The sequence below is a fragment of the Variovorax sp. 10N412 genome, assembly GCF_056394985.1.
Window position 1 is genome coordinate 44930 of record NZ_JBFTIO010000001.1, and the last position, 20028, is coordinate 64957.

The 20028-nt window shown below is 67.0% G+C and carries 18 protein-coding genes and 3 tRNA genes; 8 read left to right on the plus strand and 13 right to left on the minus strand.

Annotated elements, in window-relative coordinates:
* The first annotated feature begins 3 nt into the window (after positions 1–3).
* Positions 4–1329, plus strand: a complete 1326-nt coding sequence (locus AC1DJH_RS00235) for an amidase (protein ID WP_478184302.1) — start codon at positions 4–6, stop codon at positions 1327–1329.
* 52 nt (positions 1330–1381) lie between these two features.
* Positions 1382–2635, plus strand: a complete 1254-nt coding sequence (locus AC1DJH_RS00240) for a D-amino acid dehydrogenase (RefSeq protein WP_478184303.1) — start codon at positions 1382–1384, stop codon at positions 2633–2635.
* On the opposite strand, the gene AC1DJH_RS00245 is transcribed toward AC1DJH_RS00240, so the two are convergent.
* Positions 2625–3053, minus strand: coding sequence for a hypothetical protein (locus AC1DJH_RS00245; protein WP_478184304.1), 429 nt, complete (start codon positions 3051–3053; stop codon positions 2625–2627). The genes AC1DJH_RS00240 and AC1DJH_RS00245 overlap by 11 nt on opposite strands.
* Positions 3054–3090: 37 nt before the next feature.
* On the opposite strand from AC1DJH_RS00245, the gene AC1DJH_RS00250 reads away from it, so the two are divergent.
* Complete coding sequence (locus AC1DJH_RS00250; RefSeq protein WP_478184305.1) at positions 3091–4551, plus strand: NAD(P)H-hydrate dehydratase; 1461 nt, start codon at positions 3091–3093, stop codon at positions 4549–4551.
* A gap of 6 nt (positions 4552–4557) precedes the next feature.
* Here the strand turns inward: AC1DJH_RS00250 and AC1DJH_RS00255 are convergent, their stop codons facing one another.
* Positions 4558–5322: an SDR family oxidoreductase gene (locus AC1DJH_RS00255; RefSeq protein WP_435435966.1), complete on the minus strand. Its 765-nt coding sequence runs from the start codon at positions 5320–5322 to the stop codon at positions 4558–4560.
* Positions 5323–5376: 54 nt separating this feature from the next.
* Positions 5377–7668 (minus strand): ribonuclease R, encoded by a 2292-nt coding sequence (rnr, locus tag AC1DJH_RS00260; RefSeq protein WP_478184306.1) that lies wholly within the window; start codon positions 7666–7668, stop codon positions 5377–5379.
* 81 nt (positions 7669–7749) lie between these two features.
* On the opposite strand from rnr, the gene AC1DJH_RS00265 reads away from it, so the two are divergent.
* Positions 7750–7834 (plus strand) — tRNA-Leu (locus AC1DJH_RS00265).
* A gap of 230 nt (positions 7835–8064) precedes the next feature.
* A tRNA-Leu gene (locus tag AC1DJH_RS00270) sits at positions 8065–8149 on the plus strand.
* Positions 8150–8230: 81 nt separating this feature from the next.
* On the opposite strand, the gene rimO is transcribed toward AC1DJH_RS00270, so the two are convergent.
* From rimO to AC1DJH_RS00300, 6 genes are all read right to left on the minus strand, one after another.
* A complete protein-coding gene (gene rimO / locus AC1DJH_RS00275; RefSeq protein WP_478184307.1) occupies positions 8231–9637 on the minus strand; it encodes a 30S ribosomal protein S12 methylthiotransferase RimO in 1407 nt (468 codons plus the stop codon).
* Positions 9638–9736: 99 nt separating this feature from the next.
* Complete coding sequence (phaR, locus tag AC1DJH_RS00280; protein ID WP_478184308.1) at positions 9737–10297, minus strand: polyhydroxyalkanoate synthesis repressor PhaR; 561 nt, start codon at positions 10295–10297, stop codon at positions 9737–9739.
* A 71-nt stretch (positions 10298–10368) separates the two neighbouring features.
* Complete coding sequence (locus AC1DJH_RS00285; RefSeq protein ID WP_435483665.1) at positions 10369–10737, minus strand: hypothetical protein; 369 nt, start codon at positions 10735–10737, stop codon at positions 10369–10371.
* Between the two features lie 169 nt (positions 10738–10906).
* Positions 10907–10983, minus strand: a tRNA-Val gene (locus AC1DJH_RS00290).
* 48 nt (positions 10984–11031) lie between these two features.
* On the minus strand, positions 11032–13221 hold the full coding sequence (locus AC1DJH_RS00295) for a RelA/SpoT family protein (RefSeq protein WP_435436040.1): 2190 nt from the start codon (positions 13219–13221) through the stop codon (positions 11032–11034).
* A gap of 56 nt (positions 13222–13277) precedes the next feature.
* On the minus strand, positions 13278–14279 hold the full coding sequence (locus tag AC1DJH_RS00300) for an alpha/beta fold hydrolase (RefSeq protein ID WP_478184309.1): 1002 nt from the start codon (positions 14277–14279) through the stop codon (positions 13278–13280).
* Positions 14280–14305: 26 nt separating this feature from the next.
* Here AC1DJH_RS00300 and AC1DJH_RS00305 point away from each other — a divergent pair, with 26 nt between their 5' ends.
* A complete protein-coding gene (locus AC1DJH_RS00305) occupies positions 14306–15076 on the plus strand; it encodes a 3-hydroxybutyrate dehydrogenase (protein WP_478184310.1) in 771 nt (256 codons plus the stop codon).
* Between the two features lie 49 nt (positions 15077–15125).
* Here AC1DJH_RS00305 and AC1DJH_RS00310 read toward each other — a convergent pair whose 3' ends face one another.
* Complete coding sequence (locus AC1DJH_RS00310; RefSeq protein ID WP_478184311.1) at positions 15126–15830, minus strand: SIMPL domain-containing protein; 705 nt, start codon at positions 15828–15830, stop codon at positions 15126–15128.
* 84 nt (positions 15831–15914) lie between these two features.
* Positions 15915–16292, minus strand: coding sequence for a hypothetical protein (locus tag AC1DJH_RS00315; RefSeq protein ID WP_472112649.1), 378 nt, complete (start codon positions 16290–16292; stop codon positions 15915–15917).
* A 173-nt stretch (positions 16293–16465) separates the two neighbouring features.
* Here AC1DJH_RS00315 and ompR point away from each other — a divergent pair, with 173 nt between their 5' ends.
* Entirely contained in the window at positions 16466–17197 is a 732-nt protein-coding gene (gene ompR, locus AC1DJH_RS00320) for an osmolarity response regulator transcription factor OmpR (protein ID WP_257859571.1), read from the plus strand.
* 74 nt (positions 17198–17271) lie between these two features.
* Complete coding sequence (locus tag AC1DJH_RS00325) at positions 17272–18693, plus strand: sensor histidine kinase (RefSeq protein WP_472112742.1); 1422 nt, start codon at positions 17272–17274, stop codon at positions 18691–18693.
* A 34-nt stretch (positions 18694–18727) separates the two neighbouring features.
* Here the strand turns inward: AC1DJH_RS00325 and ispF are convergent, their stop codons facing one another.
* Together ispF and ispD are read right to left on the minus strand one after the other, a co-directional pair.
* Positions 18728–19216, minus strand: a complete 489-nt coding sequence (gene ispF / locus AC1DJH_RS00330; protein ID WP_472112652.1) for a 2-C-methyl-D-erythritol 2,4-cyclodiphosphate synthase — start codon at positions 19214–19216, stop codon at positions 18728–18730.
* The gene (gene ispD, locus AC1DJH_RS00335) at positions 19213–19935 is read right to left on the minus strand and encodes a 2-C-methyl-D-erythritol 4-phosphate cytidylyltransferase (protein ID WP_472112654.1); all 723 of its coding nucleotides are present in this window, start codon (positions 19933–19935) and stop codon (positions 19213–19215) included. Before ispD ends, ispF begins: the two co-directional genes overlap by 4 nt.
* Between the last annotated feature and the right edge of the window lie 93 nt (positions 19936–20028).

Below are 20028 nucleotides of genomic sequence, written 5' to 3' on the forward strand. Positions count from 1 at the left end.
CCCATGAACGACCTCCACGCCACCCGTCTCCTCCTTCTGGCAGGTGGCTCCGATGCACGCACCGAAATGGAGCGCGCCATCGGCATCGCCCAGTCCCCGGCCTGCGCCCACGTCTTCACCCGCACGCTGTTCGACGAGGCCCGCCATGGCGCCGCCGCGTCGACCCCGGATAGCCGGCTGTCGGGACTGGCCTTCACCGCCAAGGACCTGTTCGACATCGAAGGCCAGCCGACGCCCGCCGGCTCCGTGGTCCTGGCCCATGCCCCGGCAGCCCGGGCCGACGCCTTGGCCGTCGCCCGGCTGCGCGCAGCGGGCGGGGTGTTGACCGGGCGCACCAACATGACCGAATTCGCTTTCTCGGGCGTCGGCGTCAACCCGCACCATGGCACCCCGGCCAATGCGAGCGATGCCGTCACGCCGCGCATTCCGGGCGGCTCCTCGTCCGGCGCCGCGGTCTCGGTGGCCAGAGGCGCGGCCTTCATCGGCCTGGGCTCGGACACCGGCGGCTCGATCCGCATTCCGGCAGCGCTGAACGGCATCGTCGGCTTCAAGAACACCGCTCGCCTCACCCCCGCCCAGGGCGCGCTGCCGCTGTCGACCACGCTGGACACGGTCTGCGCCATGACGCGCTCCGTGCGCGACGCCATCACCGTGCACGAAATCCTCTCGGCGCGCCGCGTGACCGCCGGCAACGCCCCGCTGGCCGCCTACAAGGTGGCCGTGGTGAAGAACGTATTTTTCGACGGCATCGAACCCGCCGTGGCCACGGCCTTCGAGCGCTCGCTTCAGACGCTGCGCGCCGCCGGTGCCCGCATCCGGGAAATCGAGCTGCCCGAGCTCGCCGAGCTGGCCACGATCAACGCCACCGGCGGCTTCTCGGCCGCCGAGGCTCATGCCTGGCACCGCCAGCTGCTGGAGCGCAGCGGCGCCGGCTACGACCCCCGCGTGGCCCAGCGCATCCTGCGCGGCGCCACCATGAAGGCCCACGAATACATCGACCTCGTCAATGCCCGCCGCGACTGGATCGCCCGCTTGGAGTCCGCGTTGGCGCCCTTCGACGCCGTGCTGTCCCCAACCGTGCCGATCACCGCACCGACCATCGCCAGCGTGGCGCCGGGCGCCGAGCGCGACGACGCGTTCTTCCGCGTCAACGCGCTGCTGCTGCGCAATCCGTCGATCGTCAACATGCTCGACGGCTGCGCCATCTCGCTGCCCTGCCACACTGCCGGCGAACTGCCGGTCGGCCTGATGCTCTGGCATGCCGCGCTGCACGACGACGCCGTGCTCGCGGTGGCGCTTCAAGCCGAGCAAGCGCTACAAAAACAATAGCTACACACGCCCGTTCGACGGACGTAGCCGCCTCTTTTATCTAGAACATTCAATGAAAATCGCGATCGTGGGCGCCGGCATCATCGGCGTCACCACCGCCTGGGAACTGGTTTCCGACGGCCATGAAGTGACCGTGTTCGAGCGCCGCGGCGCCGCCGCAGAAGAAGCCAGCTTCGCCAACGCGGGCGTGGTCGCACCGGGGTACGTCACACCCTGGGCGGCGCCCGGCATGCGCGGCAAGGTGCTGCGCTCGCTGCTGTCCTCGCACGGCGCCATCAAGCTGCGCTGGCCGCTCAGTTCGCGAGACATCGGCTGGATGTCGCGCTGGCAGAAGGCCTGCAAGCTCGAGACCTACCTGGCCAACCGTGCCCGCATGCAGCGACTGGCTTTCTACAGCCGCACCCGGCTGCATGAGGTGACCGAGGCGCGCGAGCTCAGCTACGAGCGCAGCGACGGCTACCTGGTGCTGCTTCGCTCCAAGCACGATAAAAAGATGGTTCAGCCCGGACTCGACGTGCTGCGCTCGGCCGGCAGCGTGTTCCGCGAGGTCGACGCCGACGAGGCACGCCTGCTGGAGCCGGCGCTCAACCCCGACACACCGCTCGCAGGCGCGATCTACCTGCCCGAAGACGAGGTGGCCAATTGCCGCCAGTTCGCGCTGCTGCTCAAGTGGGAAGCCGAGGCGTTCGGCGCGCAGTTTCATTTCAACTGCGACATCGCCCCCCTGAGCCGCGCGGCGCCCACCTCGCTCTCGCTGGCCGGCGGCTCCGACCCGGTTCGCTACGACGCGGTCGTGGTGTGCGCGGGCCTGGCCTCGGCCTCGCTGTTGCGCCCGCTCGGCCTGCGCATCCCGATGACACCCGTCTATGGCCACTCGGTCAGCGCGCCGATCCGCGAACCGCTCAACGCCCCGCGCAGCGCGGTGATGGACGAACGCTACAAGGTCGCCATCTCGCGCCTGGGCCAGCGCGTGCGCGTGGCCGGCAGCGCCGAGATCGGTGGCTCGCTGGACACCATGAGTCCGGCAGCCATCCAGACGCTCTACAAGGTGCTGCACGACTGGTTCCCGGGCGCGGCCACGCTGCAATCGGGCGTTCAGCAATGGAAAGGCGCGCGGCCGATGCTGCCGGACGGGCCGCCGGTGCTGGGCGCCAGCGGCATTCCCGGCGTATGGCTCAACCTGGGGCACGGCTCGAGCGGCTGGGCGCTGTCGTGCGGCAGCGCGCGCGTGCTGGGCGACCTGATCGGCGGACAGGACCCGGGTGTCGATCTCGAAGGCCTGGGCGTCGAGCGGCTCAGTCTCTAGGACCCCACCGGCGCAGGCGCTCCGGGCTGGCCGGCGTTTCCACCGGCAGCTCGGGCTCGGGCGGTGGCATCCACTTGCCGGCGATCCACGCCAGCAAGGCCGGCGCGATCAGCGCGAAGAACACGAGGCACAGCAGGTCGGCGCCGAGCACGAGCCAGCGCATTGCGCCCGAGCCGGCCTCGGCAGGCGCGTCGAGCCAGCGAATCACCCCGAAGCCATAGCCGACGCCCGCGGCCCACGCGATATCGCGCAACGGCACGCGGCGCCAAGTCACGGCCAGCAGGAACAGGCCCCACACGACGGCCAGCAAACCCAGCGCCCAACCCGCGCCGCCGATCAGCGCCATGGCCATCCCGGCGAAGCCGGCGAACCACGCCAGCAGAAGGACCAGCAGCCAGCCAAGGGTCTTGAGCGTCATCGCTCGATGATAGGAGGCACGGCGTCACAATGGCCCGATGCACCGCATCACGTCCGCCACAGCCGCCGATCTGTTCGACATCGCCGCCACGCGCCGCATCGAGCAGGCAGCCGCCGCCGCCCTGCCCGGCCACGCGCTGATGCAGCGCGCAGGCCTTGCGGTGGCGCGGCTGGCGATGGCGCTGGCGCCACATGCTCGCACCGTCTGGGTGGCTTGCGGCCCGGGCAACAACGGGGGCGACGGCTTCGAGGCCGCGGCGCAGTTGCGGCATCGGGGCTTCTATCCTGTGGTCACCTTTGTCGGCGATGAACACCGCTTGCCGCCGGACGCCAAGACGTCGCTGCAGCGTGCCCGCGATGCGGGCGTCACTTTTGCATCGACGCCGCCGTCGACCTATGACCTCGCCATCGACGCGTTGCTCGGCATCGGATCGACGCGGCCGCCCGAAGGCACGATGGCCGAATGGCTGGCGACGATGCATGCCGGCCCGCAGCCGGTGCTCAGCGTGGACGTGCCCTCGGGCCTGAACGCGGACACCGGCACGCTGCTTCCCGGCGCCGGCCACGCGCCCAGGTCGCCCCGCACCTGCCTCACATTCCTCACGCTGAAGCCCGGCCTGTTCACCGCGCAAGGCCGCGACGCGGCAGGCACCGTGTGGTTCGACGACCTGGGCTGCAGCGCATTCAAGGACACCCCTTCAGCCCGTCTCGCCGGCACGCCGCAAGCGCAGCAACGCACCCACGCCTCGCACAAGGGCAGCTACGGCGACGTCGCGGTGGTGGGCGGTGCATCCGGCATGGCCGGCGCGGCGCTACTCGCCGGCTCGGCGGCGCTGCACGCCGGCGCGGGGCGCGTGTTCGTCGGGCTCCTCGACGTGAGCGCCGCGTCGGTCGACACTTCGCAACCCGAACTGATGCTGCGCGACGCGCATGCACTGGACCTGTCGGCCATGACGGCCGTGTGCGGTTGCGGTGGTGGAGAGGCCGTGCGCGAACTGCTGCCGCGCGTGCTGTCGACGGCAGCGGCACTTGTGATCGATGCCGATGCGCTCAATGCCATCGCTTCCGATGACGCGCTGCAGGCGCAGTTGGTGTCACGAGGACGAAGCGGATCGCCCACCGTGATCACGCCGCATCCGCTGGAAGCCGCACGGCTGTTGGGTTGCAGCGCGGCCGAAATTCAGGCCGACAGGCTGGCAGCCGCACGCCGGCTCGCGGCGCGCTTCGGCGTCGTGGCAGTGCTCAAGGGGTCGGGAACCGTGATTGCCGCCGCGGGCACTGTGCCGCCAGTCATCAACATGACCGGCAATGCCCGCCTTGCGACAGCGGGCACCGGGGACGTGCTGGCCGGCATGATCGGCGCGGCGCTGGCCATGCGCAGGCCGGCGTTCGACGCGGCCTGCGAGGCCGTCTGGCAGCACGGCCACATCGCCGACACATGGCCGGCCGATGCAGCCCCGCTCACGGCCGGCACGCTGGCCCGCCGCGCGCCTGTCTGACAGCGCCTAGCCGCGACCGACGAAAGGCATCTTCGTCGCCATGATGGTGTGGAACAGCACGTTGGCTTCCAGCGGCAAGTTGGCCATGTAGAGCACCGACTGGCCCACGATCTTGACGTCGATCAGCGGCTCGATCGCGAGCTCGCCGTTGGCCTGCGGCACGCCCTTGGCCATGCGCGAGGCCAGTTCGGTCATGGCATTGCCCACGTCCACCTGCCCCACTGCGATGTCGTACTTGCGCCCGTCGAGCGACGCGGTCTTGGTCAGGCCTTCGACCGCATGCTTGGTCGACGTGTAGGCCGCCGAGTTGGGCCGCGGCGCGGTGGCCGAGATGGAGCCGTTGTTGATGATGCGCCCGCCCTGCGGTGTCTGCGCCTTCATCGTGCGGAACGCCTGCTGAATGCAGAAGAACATGCCCGTGAGGTTGATGTCGACCACGCCTTGCCATTGCTCCGGCGTCCAGTCCTCGAACGGACCCGGCGGGTTGCCCACGCCGGCGTTGTTGAACAGCAGGTCGACGCGGCCGAAGCGTTCGACCGTGGCGGCGAAAAGCGCCTGAACCGACTCGGCCTTGGCCACGTCGGTGGGCACCGCGAAGGCGCGCGCGCCGGCGCCCGATTCTTCCGCCACCTGCTCCAGCGGCTCCAGCCGGCGCCCGGCCAGCACCACGCGCCAGCCGTCGCCCAGCAACGCCAGCGCGGCGGCGCGGCCAATGCCCGAGCCCGCTCCCGTGACGATGGCGATGCGGCCCTTGTTGTCTTCAGCGCTCATGCTCTGTGTCTCTTTCTTTGTCTTCGGTAGGTCGATGGTTCATGCGGTACGGCATCAGCGGCGCGGCTTGCGCCCCTTCATCTTGTTGGCGGCCTTCTTGACCGCCGACTTGAAGGCCTGCATCGCCGACTGCGGGCCGACCGCGGCCGAACCGCCATGGTCCACGCGCTCGACGCGTTCCGCCCGCTCACCGCGCGGCTCGACGCCGCCGGCCTCGCCCTTGTGGCGCGAACCGCGCTTGGCCGACGCCTTGACCGGCGCGCCCGACGATGCGGCACCCTTGTCCTTCATGGCGCGTGACGTGAGGTCTTCGCCTTCGCGCACGAGGCGGAAGTCGATCTTGCGGCCGTCCAGGTCGACGCGGCTCACCTGCACCCGCACGCGCGTGCCGATGGCATAGCGGATGCCGGTGCGCTCGCCGCGCAGCTCCTGGCGCATTTCGTCGAACTTGAAGTATTCGCCGCCGAGTTCGGTGATGTGCACCAGCCCTTCGACGTACATCGCGTCGAGCGTAACGAAGATGCCGAAGGTGGTGGCCGCCGAGACCACGCCGCCGTATTCCTCGCCCAGGTGCTCGCGCATGTACTTGCACTTGAGCCAGGCCTCGACGTCGCGGCTGGCTTCGTCGGCGCGGCGCTCGTTGGCGCTGCAATGCAGGCCCGCGGCTTCCCAGGCCAGCACTTCCTTGGTGGGCGCGATGGTGGCCTTTTGCGGCTTGGTCGTGGGCGCCTTCACGCGCGACGCCAGGCGCTTGGCCAGCTTGGCATGCGCCTCGCCCGGCGTGGGCAGCATCGGCAGCTGATAGCGCGTCTTGGTCAGGAGGGCCTTGATCACCCGGTGCACCAGCAAGTCCGGATAGCGCCGGATCGGGCTCGTGAAGTGCGTGTAGGCCTCGTACGCCAGGCCGAAGTGGCCGCTGTTGAACGGCGTGTAGATCGCCTGCTGCATGGAACGCAACAGCATGGTGTGGATCTGCTGCGCGTCGGGGCGGTCCTTGGTGGCCGCGGCGATCGCCTGGAACTCGCCCGGCTTGGGGTCGTCGGTGATGCTCAGGCCGACACCCATGGCCTTCAGGTAGCCGCGCAGGATTTCCTTCTTCTCGGCGGTCGGTCCTTCGTGCACGCGGAACAGGCCCGGGTGCTTGCCTTCGGCGATGAAGTCGGCGCTGCAGACGTTGGCCGCGAGCATCGCTTCTTCGATGACTCGGTGCGCTTCGTTGCGCGTTCGCGGCACGATCTTCTCGATGCGGCCCGCGTCGTCGCAGATGATCTGCGTCTCGGTGGTCTCGAAGTCGACCGCGCCGCGCTTGCCGCGCTGCTTGAGCAGCGCCTTGTAGACGTCGGCGAGATTGAGCAGGTCCTTCACGCGGTCTTTGCGCTTGGCCGCTTCAGGCCCGCGCGTGTTGCCGAGGATGGCCGCCACTTCGGCGTACGTGAAGCGCGCGTGGCTGAACATCACGGCGGGGTAGAACTGGTAGGCGTAGATCTCGCCATCGGCTGCCACCAGCATGTCGCACACCATGCACAGGCGTTCGACCTCGGGGTTCAGCGAGCACAGCCCGTTGGACAGCTTCTCCGGCAGCATCGGAATGACGCGGCGCGGAAAGTAGACGCTGGTGGCGCGGTCGTACGCATCGATGTCGATGCCCGAACCGGTCTGCACATAGGCGCTGACGTCGGCAATGGCCACCAGCAGGCGCCAGCCCTTGCCACGGCCGACCTTCGCGGGCTCGCAGTACACGGCGTCGTCGAAGTCGCGCGCATCTTCGCCGTCGATGGTGACGAGCGGGATGTCGGTGAGGTCGACGCGTCCCTTCTTGTCGGCGGGACGGACCTTCTCGGGCAGAGCCTTGGCCTCGGCCAGGCACTCCGCGGAAAACTCATGCGGCACGCCGTACTTGCGCACGGCGATTTCGATTTCCATGCCGGGGTCGTCGATCTCGCCCAGCACCTCTTTCACGCGGCCCACGGGCTGGCCGAACAAGGCCGGCGGCTCGGTGAGCTGCACCACGACAACCTGTCCCACCTTGGCGGGGCCGGTCGCGCCCTTCGGAATCAGAACGTCTTGTCCGTAGCGCTTGTCCTCGGGAGCAACGAGCCAGATCCCGCCTTCATGCAGCAGGCGGCCGATGATCGGTTGCTCCGGACGATCGACGATTTCGACCACGCGTCCCTCGGGGCGACCACGGCGGTCCTGTCGCACGACACGCGCCTTGACGCGGTCCTTGTGAAGCACGGCACGCATTTCGTTCGGCGGCAGATAGATGTCTGCCTCACCGTCGTCGCGCTGCACGAAACCGTGGCCGTCGCGATGACCTTGAACGGTTCCTTCGAATTCATCCAGCACGCCGCTGGAAGTGACATTATTTTTGATATGATCTCCTTCTTTCCTGAAATTCAAAACATAACTGCTTCGGCAGTTCTGTGGGCCCAGATGGCGGAATTGGTAGACGCACTAGTTTCAGGTACTAGCGAGTAACATCGTGGAGGTTCGAGTCCTCTTCTGGGCACCAAGTTTAAACAGACCTTTACCAGGTCATTCGATTCAAGCCACCGGTCTCCGGTGGCTTTTTTCATGGCCGTTTGAATCAGCATCAAACGGGCAACGCGGCCGAGCTTCGACACGCAAGGCGCAATGATGCACAAACGACCGAACTCGACAGCCAAAAGGCCGCAAAAAGTTTGGTATGATCGCAGTCTTTGCTGAGAAGCAAAAAAACATGACTGCTTCGGCAGGCATGAAGCCCAGATGGCGGAATTGGTAGACGCACTAGTTTCAGGTACTAGCGAGTAACATCGTGGAGGTTCGAGTCCTCTTCTGGGCACCAAATTCAAGCTGACCCCCGCCAGGTCATTCGAAACAAGCCACCGGTCTCCGGTGGCTTTTTTCTTGTCCATTCGAATCTGCATCAAATGGGCAATGCGATCAGGTCGTGCCCCTCGGCGCCCACGATGCGCGCGCGAGTGAACTCACCGACCTTCAGCGTCTTGCTGATCTTCTCGGGCGGCAGCAGGCGGACCGTGCCGTCGATTTCCGGTGCATCGGCGTAGGTACGCCCCACACCGCCCTTGCGGCCCATGCCTGGCGCCGAATCGACCAGCACCTGCATCGTCGCGCCAATTCTTTTTTGCAGCTTCGCGATCGACACGGCTTCGGCCACTTCCATGAAACGCGCGCGACGCGCTTCGCGTTCGGCCTCGGGCAGCATGCCCGGAATGTCGTTGGCAGTTGCGCCTTCGACCGGGCTGTAGGCAAAGCAACCGGCGCGGTCGATTTCAGCTTCACGAATGAAGTCGAGCAGATGCTCGAACTCCTGCTCCGTCTCGCCCGGGAAGCCGGCAATGAAGGTGCTGCGGATCACGAGTTCCGGGCACACCTCGCGCCAACGCGCCAGCCGCTCCAGGTTCTTTTCGCCGCTGGCGGGGCGCTTCATGCGCTTGAGCACATCGGGGTGGCTGTGCTGCAGCGGCACATCGAGGTACGGAAGGACCGAACCACTGGCCATCAACGGAATGATCTCGTCGACGCTGGGATACGGATACACGTAGTGCAGGCGAACCCACGCACCAAAAGGCTCGGCGATCTCGCCCAACGTACGCACCAGTTCGAGCATGCGCGTCTTGACCGGCTTGCCGTCCCAGAACCCGGTGCGGTACTTCACGTCGACGCCGTAGGCCGAAGTGTCCTGGCTGATCACCAACAGTTCTTTCACGCCGCCTTCGAACAGGGCCTTGGCCTCGCTCAACACGTCGCCAACCGGGCGCGACACAAGGTCGCCGCGCATCGAGGGAATGATGCAGAAGGTGCAGCGGTGATTGCAGCCTTCGCTGATCTTCAGATAGGCGTAGTGGCGCGGCGTCAGCTTCAGGCCCGCCACGCCAAAGGCGTTCGGCACCAGGTCGATGAACGGATCGTGCGGCTTGGGCAGGTTCGCGTGCACTGCATCCATCACCTCTTGCGTGGCGTGCGGACCGGTGACGGCCAGCACGCTCGGGTGCATCTGGCGCACGAGATTGCCGCCCTGGTCGCCGGTCTTGGCGCCGAGGCAGCCGGTGACAATCACGCGGCCGTTCTCGGCCAGCGCTTCACCGATGGTGTCCAGGCTTTCCCGCACGGCATCGTCGATGAAGCCGCAGGTGTTGACGATCACCAGATCGGCACCTTCGAAAGTCTTGGAGGTTTGATAGCCCTCGGCACTCAGCCGGGTCAGGATCAATTCGGAATCGGTCAGGGCCTTGGGGCAGCCAAGGCTCACAAAGCCGACCTTGGGGGTGGTCGACTTGGTCGTACGTTCGGGGGAGGCAACTTCGCTCATATGCCTCTATTGTCCCAGCTATCGGCAACAACGGGGACACCATTGGACAACCTCCACCCCCGGCCGCGGGGTAAGCGCTTTCGGCCAGCCGAACGGCGCTCAGGGACGCTTGATGCCAAAGGCCCCCAATACCTGCTCTGCGTTTTTCTGCATCTGCTCCTGCATTTGCACAAGAACCGTCTTCGACTGCTCGACATAGTTACCCATGAGCCCCTGAAGCATGGGCGACTGCATGCTCATGAAGCGCGACCACATCTCGGGCGTCAGACCCTCCGCCTTGTCGGCCAGCTGGGCCTGCACCTCGGTCATGGCCTGGATGTTCTTCTCCAGGTAAGGCCCCATGTAGCCCTGCATCGCCTGCCCATAGAAGCGGATGATGTGCGAGAGCACCTGTTCGGTGAACATCGGCGCGCCGCCCGCTTCTTCTTCCAGGATGATCTGCAAAAGAATGCTGCGCGTGAGGTCGTCGCCGGTCTTGGCATCACGCACCACGAACTGGGCGCTCTGGATGACCAGCTGCTTCACCTCGGCGAGCGTGATGTACGTGGATGTCTCGGTGTCGTAGAGCCTTCGGTTCGGGTACTTCTTGATCACACGCTGTACCGGTTTGACCCCGGACTTCTTGCTCTGCACTGCGGACTCCTTCACATGGACGCCCATGTCATCGGATGATTCTAGGGAGCGGTTTTGCTGCGCCGCGACAAGGTTTACCCTGACCGCGCGCTGCTCTTTCAGTCCTGCGATGCCGCGTACTCCGCACCGCACGAGTGGCAGGACGCGGTCTCGGCCCGATCTTGCGTGGCTTCGCGAAAATGAAGCGGGGTTTTCTGCCCATAGACCACCCAGCAACGCGGGCAGTGCTCTTGACCCACCGTCGGCAAGTAGGCGCGGGCACGCTGTTCGGCGCGCTCCTCCGTCAGCGGCACACCCAGACGTTGGGCGCGCGCCACTTCACGCGCAGCCATGGTTTCGGTGCGGCCGGCTGCATGGTCGTTGATGCCGTAGACGGCACGCGCAAACTCAAGGGGAGCCTGCCTCAACAATGCAGCAAGGCGCTTGTCGGCATGAGCCCGATCAACCAGCGTTGATCGCGTATTCATCTGATCGCTTATCAAGAAATTTGGAAATGGGTTGCAATGTGATCAAGGTAGCACAACAAGATGTACCAAGGTCTTTTCTGCATCACCACTGAGGACGATAAAGACACCGGGGAACCCGGTGTCTGCTCTGTTCGATGGATCCGGTGGTTGGCCGGTATCGAACAGAAATTGGTAGGCGCGATTGGACTCGAACCAACGACCCCCACCATGTCAAGGTGGTGCTCTAACCAGCTGAGCTACGCGCCTAAGGATGTGTCCGAGAAGCGTTTATTGTAGCAGGAGAAATCACGCTTTTCAGCGGCGACGCGCAGATCGCACACCAATCACTGCAGTGACCACGCCAAGAACCTGCGCAAGCCTCGCGGCATCGGCGATTTCAACCGTGAAGGTCATCCATGCCGTTCCCTTGATCGACTGCGTCTGCACGCCGATCACGTTCATCTTCTCTCGTGCGAACACGTCGGAGATATCGCGCAGCAGCCCCTGGCGGTCGGCCGCTTCCACAGCCACGTCGACTGCATAGACCGGTACTTCCGTGCCCTTCTTGGGCATGCCCCATTCCACGTCGATCACGCGCTCGCCGTCTTTCACTGCCATCGTGCGGAAGTTGCTGCAGTCGCTGCGGTGGACGCTGACGCCATGCCCTCGCGTGACGAAGCCGCGAATGGCATCGGGCGGCGCGGGCTTGCAGCATTTGGCGAGTTGCGTCATCAATGACGACACGCCCACCACCAACACACCGCCCTTGCCCGACTTCTCGCTGCCGCGCGCCTTCTTGATGAGCACGCCATCGTCCGGACCCGGCGCAGGCTCTGGCGGGCGCAGCAGCGTCTCGATGTTGCGCAGCGAGAACTCGTCCTTGCCCACCACTTCGAACAGGTGGTCCGCCGACTTGAAGCCCAGCTGCGAAGCCAGGTCTTCCAGGCGCATGGCCGTCTTGCCTTCACGCTGCAGCAGCTTTTCTACCGCCTCGCGTCCGCGCGCCACCGTCTCGTGCGTGATTTGTGCGTTGAACCATGCGCGCACCTTGGCACGGGCGCGGTGGCTGGCCAGATACCCCAGCTCCGCATTGAGCCAGTCGCGCGAAGGTCCGCCTTCCTTGGCGGCAATGATCTCGACCGTCTGCCCGTTCGACAACGGCGTGTTCAGCGGCACCATCGCGCCATCGACCCGCGCACCGCGGCAGCGGTGGCCCAGCGTCGTGTGCACGGTGTAGGCAAAGTCGACCGGTGTGGCGCCCTGGGGCAGCTCGACGATGGCGGCGTCCGGCGTCAGCACATAGATGCGGTCGTCGAACAGCCCCTGTCCCTGCAGCCCGCCCGACAGATCGCGCTCCCACGCCAGCAGTTGCCGCAGCACCGCGATCTTCGCGTCGTACTCGCCGCTGGCCCACACGCCGGCATAGCCTTTGTGGCCTGCCTCCTTGTAGGCCCAGTGCGCAGCCACGCCATGCTCGGCGTGGTCGTGCATTTCTTCGGTGCGGATCTGGATCTCGATCGGCTTGCCCGCCTTGCCCTCGACGAGCTCGCGCACCACCGTGTGCAGCGACTGGTAGCCATTGGGCTTGGGCCGCGCGATGTAGTCGTCGAATTCTTCGTCGATCGGCTGGAAATGCGAATGCACCCACGCCAGGGCTGCATAGCAATCCTTGACGTCGTGCACCACCACGCGCAGCGCAAGGATGTCGAAGACCTGCGCGAAGTCGAGCGACTTGCCGCGCATCTTCTTCACGATGCTGTAGATGTTCTTCGGGCGCCCCTGCACGGTGGCCTTCACGCCCTCCTCCTGCAGTTCGCGCTCCAGTTGCGAACGCAGTTGCTCGATGTGCCCTTCGCGCTCGATGCGCTTCTCGTCGAGCAGCCGCGCGATCAGCTTGTAGGTTTCGGGCTCGAGGAAGCGGAACGAAAGATCTTCGATTTCCCACTTCACCTGCCAGATGCCAAGCCGGTTGGCCAGCGGCGCAAAAACCTGCAGCGACTCGCGCGCCACGCTCTCGGGCGCGGGCTGCTTGCTCGCGGCGGCGTGCCGCAAGGTCTGCAGGCGCGACGCCAGCCGCAGCATCACCACGCGCAGGTCGCGCGAGAACGCCAGCAGCATCTTGCGCACGTTTTCTGTCTGCGCGTTCGCGCCTTCGATCTGGTGCGCCTGCGCGGCCGAGCGTGCCTGCTCCTGCACACGCACCAGCTTGGTGGTCTCGACCGCCAGCGCCGCGAAGTTGTCGCCGAACACCTTGGCGATCACTTCCTGCGGGCGGTTCAGGTGCTGGCAGGCGTACACCAGGTAGCTCGCGGCCTGCATGGCCTCGGAGCCCCCCATCTTGGCGACGATGGCGGCCACGGCATCGGCATGTGCGAGCGTGTTCTCGCCCGTGTCGAGCTTTTCGTCGGCAATCAGCGGCTCGGCGAACGCACGCGCACGGGCCAGCATGTTCTCCATCACCGGCGTGCGGTCGGCCGTGGCCGCGGACAACGGATAGTCGACCATTGCCGCGTCGGACAACGGCGCCGTCTGAAGGCTCGAGGAATCGCGCTTCACGTCGCTCAATCGAACAGGAAGCCAGTGACTGCGGCAATCTGCGCGGGGTCGACGAAGGTGGGCGCGTGGCCCACCCCTTCGAACTCGACCAGCGCCGCATGCGGACCGCGCTGTGTCATGGCCAGGGCCGTTTCGCGCGACAGCAGATCGGACACAGCACCGCGCGTGACGAGCGTGCGAGCCTCGATGGCGTCATACAGGCTCCACATGATCGCGCCGCCCTGGGCCGCCGCCTCGGGCGTGATGGCGCGAAGCGCCACGCCGATGGCGGGGTCGTAATGCAGCAGCCACGCGCCCGCGGCGTCGTCGGCACCGGCAGCCGCATCGACCTTGGCCGAGCCCTCGGCATTGCGCTGCGACGCAGGCACCACCATGTGCTGCGACAGCGCCAGCCACTGGGCAGGCGTGTGAGGACCAAAGGTGGTCGACAGTGCCCACATGGCATCGGCCGCGGCCTGCACGCTCGCATACGAGCCGCTCTTGCCCACATAGGCGCCGATGCGTTGCACCGCGGCCGGCTCGATGGTCGGGCCGACGTCGTTGGCGACGAATCGGCGAATGGGCCGCGCGAGCGGCAGCTCCTTGTGGCCTGCCAGCACGAAGCCGATCAGCCCGCCCATGCTGGTGCCGACGTAGTCGAGCGTGTCGATCGCCTGTTCACGGTGCAGTTGCGCAACCAGCGCCACCATGTCGGCCGCATACACAGGCACCTGATAGAAGTTCGGATCGCGCAGCCAGTCGCTGCGCCCGCGCCCCACCACGTCGGGGCAGACCACGCGCACCTTGCCGCCGGCGCGCGCCACGATGGCCTGCGCCAGCGCATCGAAATCGCGCCCTTGCCGGGTCAGGCCGTGCACGCAGACCACGACATGCGCGCTGCGTGCGTCGCCCCATTGCCAATAGGCCATGCGATGGCCGCCCTGGGCGTCGTCGCACGCCACGTGATGAAGCGTCGGTTCGGTCATGAAAACGAGGTCGTTCTGGTGCGGATAATGGTCTCGTCGCATCCTAATTCATCCGGAGATTGATCTACATGCTCAAAGGCAAAACCGCGCTTGTCACGGGGTCCACCAGCGGCATTGGCCTCGCCATTGCCAAGGCACTCGCCCAACAGGGCGCGAACATCGTGCTCAACGGCTTCGGCGACGCCGAAGCCCCCAAGTCGCAGATCGAGGCGCTCGGCGTGCGCACCGAGTACCACGACGCCGACATGAGCAAGCCCGGGCAGATCGAGGACATGATGAAGTTCGCCGCGTCGAAGTTCGGCCGCGTCGACATCCTGGTGAACAACGCCGGTATCCAGCACGTCGCCAAGATCGAAGACTTTCCCACCGAACGCTGGGACGCCATCATCGCCATCAACCTCACCAGCGCCTTCCACACCACGCGCCTGGCGATTCCCGCGATGCGCGAAGCCAACTGGGGCCGCGTGCTCAACATCGCGTCGGCCCACGGCCTGGTGGCCTCGGCGCAGAAGTCGGCCTATGTGGCGGCCAAGCACGGCATCGTCGGCCTGACCAAGTCGGTCGCGCTCGAAACCGCGACCACGGGTGTCACCGCCAACGCCATCTGCCCCGGCTGGGTGCTGACGGCGCTGGTGCAAAAGCAGATCGACGACCGCGCGGCGCGCGAAGGCATCACCGCCGCGCAGGCCCAGATCGAGCTGCTGGGCGAAAAGCAGCCTTCGCTGCAGTTCACCACGGTCGAGCAGCTGGGCGGCCTGGCCGTCTTCCTGTGCTCGCCGGCAGCCGACCAGGTTCGCGGCGTGGCCTGGGCCATGGACGGCGGCTGGACTGCCCAGTAGGGGTTAGCCCAACGGTAAGCGGCGGCGGCCCGACTGCATCTCCTTGCGCTTACTTGAGCTGCACCGCGCCCGACACGCTCACCACCACGCTGGTCTTGCCGGCCTCGACCGGCACCGCCGCGTCGGACGAATACGACTTGGCCTGCATCGCCATCATGCGCGGGCGGACCGGGCCGCTGTCGCTGGCGTTCACCGACACCTCGCGCAGCGTGTAGCCACCGAAACCGAAGCCCTTGGCCAGTTCGCCGGCCTTCTGCTTGAAGTTTTCGATGGCGGTGGTTTGCGCCTCGGTCTCGGTCCTGGCGCGCTGCTCGCGGCTCAGGCCGAAGCCCACATTGGCCACGGTGAGCGTGGTGATGCGGCCCGCTGCCTGGGTGATGCGCGGAAAGTCGCGCCCTTCGAGCACCAGTTCGCTCGAACCCTGCCAGCCGTTGATCTTGCCGTCCTTGGTGTAGCGCGGCGACAGGCTGAAATTGCCGGTGCGAACGTCGAGCTGACCGGGCTGGGCGCTCTTCTTCGCTTCGGTCAGCGCGGCATCGAGCGCGGCCTTCAACTGCGACTGCACGGTGGCCGCGTCGGTCGCTTCGCGGGTGGTCGACAGCGTCATGCTCAGCAAGTCCTGCTGGACCTCGACGGTGCCGGAGGCCGTCAGTTGCAGCACGTTCTGCGGCGCCGGCGCGACGACGTTCTGAGCCAGCGCGGTGCCGGCCACGGCGAGGGCGGCGCAGGCCGCAAGCAATTTGATTTTTTTCAAGACGAATATCTCCCCAGGAATTGGTATGAAGGACAGGCCTGCGACAGCAGGCTCGGCGTGCCTCGATGGTGCTTCGAAAGCGCCTCAGCGCCGCTGGCTGCGCGGCGCGGTCAGGGAACTCGAGGTCGTCGACGGTGAAGGCTGCACGAGGGGCACAGCCGGCACGATGCGCTCGGCCGGCTGCGATTCTGCCGAAACGGCCAGAGCCCCCGCAGCGGGCGGGGTCCATTGCCCGCGCACCTGCTGGCGCAGCTCGAACAGTTCGGCCGCGGTGAGCCGCCGGCCGGCGGCAGCCTCTTCACGCTGCACCTCCTCGCGCTGCGCTGCCCGGTGGGCCGCCACGGCATCACGCACTTCGCTGCGGCGCACCTCCCCTACCCTGAGGAAATCGCCGGACACCGCCTGCGAGGGACCGCAGACGAAAACAAGGGCAAGTGGCAGAACGAAAAAAGTGGGTCTCATTGATCAGAAGTCATATGGCAAGAGGAACTTTGCCACCTCTGTGCGCACGCCGGATGACTAGACCGCGAGCGTCCGCAAGTTTTGTAACTTAGTGTCAAACCATAAGTAAATCCGCCGCTCCGAGCGCACAACGCCTTCAGAATCGGCGCTGTTACAAATTCATCGTTGTAGAAATGACTCAAGTTCCCGCTCGCACCGACAAGATCGTGATCGTCGACGACGACGCCCGCATCCGCGACCTCCTGCGCCGCTATCTGACGCAGGAAGGATTCGAAGTGATCGTGGCCGAGGACGGCAAGGCGCTCAACCGCATCCTGTTGCGCGACACGGTCGACCTGATCGTGCTCGACCTGATGATGCCCGGCGAAGACGGCCTCTCGGTCTGCCGCCGCCTGCGTGCCGCCAACGACCGCACCCCGATCATCATGCTCACCGCCAAGGGCGAGGACGTCGACCGCATCGTCGGCCTCGAGGTCGGCGCCGACGACTACCTGGGCAAGCCCTTCAACCCGCGCGAACTGCTGGCCCGTGTGCACGCGGTGCTGCGCCGCCGTCCGCCGCTCGAAGCCCCGGGCGCGCCTTCCACGGAGAACGAGACCGTCACCTTCGGTCCGTTCGCCTTCGATCTCGGCTCGCGCACCCTGAAGAAGGATGGCGAAGAACTCTCGCTGACCACCGGCGAGTTTGCGATGCTGAAGGCGCTGGTGCGCCATCCGCGTCAACCGCTGTCGCGCGAAAAGCTGGCCCAGCTGGCGCGCGGGCGCGAGTTCGAGCCCTTTGACCGCAGCCTGGACGTGCAGATCTCGCGCCTGCGCAAGCTGGTCGAGTCCGACGCCGCGGCGCCACGCTACATCCAGACCGTCTGGGGCGTGGGCTACGTGTTCGTGCCGGACGGCGCGGCCTGACGCGCCGCTGAGAGGTGGCCATCGGCCAATCCGCCAGACCGGGCCACTCGCAGGAGGACGGCGCACAGGTCACGATGCCGAGCCCGCTGGAGGCGAGCGCGGCGCGCGACCGTCGCCCCGGCCTCAAGCTGGGCTTCAGCCTTTTCTGGCGCACCTTCTTCCTGCTGGCGCTGCTGCTGATCGGCTGCACGGTCGCCTGGCTGCAGACCTTCCGCTCGCTCGAGTACGAGCCGCGCGCCATTCAAACCGCCCACCAGATCGCCTCGCTCGTGAACCTCACGCGCGCGGCGCTGGTGTATTCGGACGCCATCACGCGGGTGTCGCTGATCAAGACACTGGCCGACCAGGAGGGCGTGCGCATCCTGCCGCGCGAGCCCAACGACCGCTTCCAGCCCTACACCAGCGGCGCGCTCGACCTTCGCGTGACCGAGGAGCTGATCGACCAGCTCGGAGAAGGCACCACGGTGGCCAGCCGCGTGAACGACGAGGCCGGCCTGTGGATCGGCTTCACCATCGAGAGCGACACCTACTGGCTGCTGCTCGACCCCACGCGCTTCAGCCGCGTGGGCGGGCGCACCTGGCTGGTGTGGCTCAGCACGGCCATGGCGCTGTCGCTGGCCGGTGCGGCGCTGATCACGCGGCTCATCAACCTGCCGCTCAAGCAGCTGTCGCGCGCCACCATGCAGGTGCGCGAAGGCGAGTACGAGGCGCACCGGCTCGACGAGCGCGCGCGCACCAACGAAATTCGCGCGGTCAACATCGGCTTCAACCGCATGGCCGACCAGCTCGCCAAGATCGAGCAGGACCGCGCCATCATGCTGGCCGGCATCTCGCACGACCTGCGCACGCCGCTCGCCCGGCTGCGGCTGGAAACCGAGATGAGCGTGGCCGACGAAGATGCGCGCGACCACATGGCGGCCGACATCGCCCAGCTCGACGCCATCATCGACAAGTTCCTCGACTACGCGCGGCCCGACCATGTCGATCCGCGGCCGGTGCTGCTGCGCGACGTGGTCGACGCCTGCACCTACGCCGTGCAGGACTACGAGGAGATGAACATCAAGGTCGAGGTCCCGCCCGACCTGCGGGTGATGGGCGACGAGGTCGAACTCACGCGCGTCATTTCGAACCTGGTGGAGAACGCGCGGCGCTACGGCAAGACACCGTCCACCGGCGTGGCCGACGTCACGATCCAGGCGCAGGCCAACAACGACGCCGTGCTGATCAAGGTGCGCGACCACGGGGCGGGCGTGGAGCCCGGCCTGCTCTCGCAGCTGACCAAGCCCTTCTTCCGCGGCGACGCGGCGCGTACCTCGGCGGCCGGTGCGGGGCTGGGCCTGTCGATCGTGGCGAAGAACATCGAGCGCATGGGCGGCACCTTCGCGCTCACCAGCACGCCGGGCCGCGGCCTGGCGGCGCACATCCGGATGCCGCGCGCCATGCCCACGCCCAAGCCGGGCGAGCCGCAGGGCGGCAAGAAGGCGACCCTGGGTTGATCCGCTGAGCCGCTGATCCCGCCTCAGCGGCACCTCAGCGGTGCAGCAACACGGCCGCGCGCGCTTCCATTGCGCGGCCCTCGCCCACCGGGCCGAGCTTCTCGGCCGTCTTGGCCTTCACATTCACCTGCTCCAACGCCACGCCCAGGGTGTCGGCGATGCGCCGGCACATGAGCGGAATGTGCGGCGCCAGCTTGGGCGCCTGCGCGATCACGGTGCTGTCGACGTTGCCGATGTCCCAGCCCGCCGCGCGCACCCGGCGCGCCGCCTCGGCCAGCAGCACCGACGAATCGGCACCGCGAAACTGCGGGTCGGTGTCGGGGAAATGCCGGCCGATGTCGCCCAGCCCCGCCCCGCCCAACAGCGCGTCGGTGATGGCGTGCAGCAGCACGTCGGCGTCCGAATGCCCCAGCAGGCCGGTGGTGTGCGGCACCTCGATGCCGCCCAGGATGAGCTTTCGCCCGGCCACCAGCTGGTGAACGTCCCAGCCCTCGCCCACACGGATGTTGAAAGGCGCCGTCATGCCATGTCCTTCTTGCGGGCCAGCAACAACGCCTCGGCCAGTGCAAAGTCTTCGGGGAACGTCACCTTGAAGTTCTGCGCGCTGCCCGGCACCAGCAGCGGCGACAGCCCGATGGCCTCGATGGCGCCGGCCTCGTCGGTCACGGCGTCGCCGGTGCGCTCCAGCGCATCGAGCAGCATGCCGATGCGGAACATCTGCGGGGTCTGGGCCAGCCACTTGTCGGCGCGCGACAGGGTCTGCGACACGCGGCCCTCGGTCGTCGATGCCTTCAGCGTGTCGGCCAGCCGGTGCGCCAGCAGGCCTCCCACCGCGTCGTGCTCGCAGGCCGCGACCAGCGCCTCGATCTGGCTCGAAGTGACGAGGCAGCGCGCCGCGTCGTGCACCAGCACCCAGTCGTGCGCCCCGGCGCCCTTCTGGCGCAACGCCGCCAGGCCGTTGCGCACCGTGGCCGCGCGGGTCACGCCGCCTACGCGCAGCAGGTACTCGTTGTCCGCGGGAAAGCGCGGCAGCGCCGCATCCACCTCGCGGTCGTCCGGCGACACCACCAGCGCCAGCCCGGCGAACCGGCCCGCCAGTGCACGGAAGGCTTCCAGCGTGTGGGCCACCATCGGCGCACCGGCCAGCCGCCGGTACTGCTTGGGAACGGCGGACTGCGCATGGCCCGCGCGGTGGCCGGAGCCGGCGCACGGGATCAGCACGAAAAGTCGGGAAGAGGACATGAGGGCCCAGCGTCGGCAACGGCCGACAAGCGAACAAAGGGCAGCCATTCTAGAATTGACGGCCTCACACACCCCTCGCCAGCCGGCGCGGGG